Annotated in this window: 2 protein-coding genes; both read left to right on the forward strand. The window is 70.5% G+C overall.

Features of this window, described 5'->3' with window-relative positions; all coding sequences use genetic code 11:
- Positions 1–55 precede the first annotated feature (55 nt).
- Positions 56–856: a TIGR03084 family metal-binding protein gene (locus tag AC31A1_RS51040; protein WP_489659853.1), complete on the forward strand. Its 801-nt coding sequence runs from the start codon at positions 56–58 to the stop codon at positions 854–856.
- Positions 853–1,689: acyclic terpene utilization AtuA family protein (locus AC31A1_RS51045; RefSeq protein ID WP_489659854.1), on the forward strand; the 837-nt coding region annotated here is incomplete at its 3' end. The genes AC31A1_RS51040 and AC31A1_RS51045, both read left to right, overlap by 4 nt.

A 1,689-nucleotide genomic window follows, 5' to 3' on the forward strand; every position in this document is an offset into this window, starting at 1 on the left:
GCCTAACAATGCAAGCACGCTTGATTGTTTCTGGCGCCCCTGCCATGCTCCCCCCATGTCCGATCCGACGCGCGTGTTCGACGACCTGCGTGAGGAAGGCGAGGAACTCGACCGGCTTGTGGCCGAGTTGGGGCCGGAGGGCTGGGCCATCGAGACGCCCGCTGCCCGCTGGACCGTCGCCCACCAGATCGCCCACCTGGCCTGGACCGACCACTCCGCCCTGCTCGCCGTGACGGACGAGGAAGCGTTCCGGGCGCTGGTCGAGAAGGCGCTCGCCACTCCCGAGACGTTCGTGGACGAGGGGGCGCAGGAAGGGGCCGCGAAGGCGCCTGCCCAGCTTCTCGCCGACTGGCGGGCCGGGCGAACCGCACTCCTGGCGGCCCTGTACGCCGCGCCCACAGGAACCCGTTTCCCCTGGTACGGCCCACCCATGTCGGCTGCCTCCATGGCCACCGGTCGGCTTATGGAGACCTGGGCCCATGGGCAGGATGTCGCCGACGCGGTCGGTGCGGTCCGGCCACCTACAGACCGGCTCCGGCATGTGGTGCGCATCGGTGTGCGCGCACGTGACTTCGCCTTCGGTGTGCATGGGCTCACCCCGCCGAGCGCGGAGTTCCGGGTGGAACTCCGCGCTCCCTCCGGTGAGTTGTGGATCTACGGCCCTGAAGACGCTCCGCAACGTGTCACCGGCCCCGCCCTCGACTTCTGCCTCCTCGTCACCCAGCGCGCCCACCGCTCCGACCTCGCGGTGGAGGCAGTAGGGCCCGATGCCGATCGGTGGCTCGGCATCGCCCAGGCCTTCGCGGGACCCCCCGGTGCCGGACGCCCGCCGAAGACGAAGGGAGCCGCACAGTGACCTCCGCTGTCGCCTCCCTCCGCATAGGCAACGCCTCCGGCTTCTACGGCGACCGGTTCGACGCCCTCCGCGAGATGCTCACCGGCGGTCAACTGGACTTCCTCACCGGTGACTACCTCGCCGAGTTGACCATGCTCATCCTGGGTCGGGACCGGCTGAAGGACCCCGGTGCCGGGTACGCCCGTACCTTCCTCAAACAGTTGGAGGAGAGTCTCGGGCTCGCCCAGGAGCGTGGGGTACGGATCGTCACCAACGCCGGAGGGCTCAATCCCGCCGGACTCGCCGACGCCGTACGGAAGTTGGCCGACCGGCTCGGGATAGCCGTACGGGTCGCGCATGTCGAGGGGGACGATCTCGCCGGGCGGTATCCGGATGCCCTTGCCGCGCACGCCTATCTCGGTGGCTTCGGGATCGCCGCCTGTCTTGATGCGGGGGCCGACGTCGTGGTCACCGGGCGGGTCACCGATGCCGCCCTGGTCACCGGGCCTGCCGTCGCCCACTTCGGGTGGGGGGCCGGCGACCACGACCGGCTCGCGGGGGCTGTCGTCGCCGGGCATGTGCTGGAGTGCGGGACCCAGGCGACCGGCGGCAACTACGCCTTCTTCACCGAGCACGCACCGGAGAAGCTCCGCCGCCCCGGCTTCCCGCTCGCCGAGATCCATGACGACGGTTCCTGCGTCATCACCAAGCACCCCGGCACGGGGGGAGTCGTGGACGTCGGTACCGTCACCGCGCAGCTCCTCTACGAGACACACGGCGCGCGCTATGCCGGTCCCGATGTCACCGCCCGCCTCGACACCGTCCGGCTCAGCGAGAACGGGACCGGGGACGGA

Source organism: Streptomyces sp. P5F9 (assembly GCF_057961495.1).

What these genes read in the sequence shown, in the direction of transcription:
- AC31A1_RS51040 (WP_489659853.1), top strand. Translation starts at nt 56, where the DNA reads ATGTCCGATCCGACGCGCGTGTTCGACGACCTGCGTGAGGAAGGCGAG.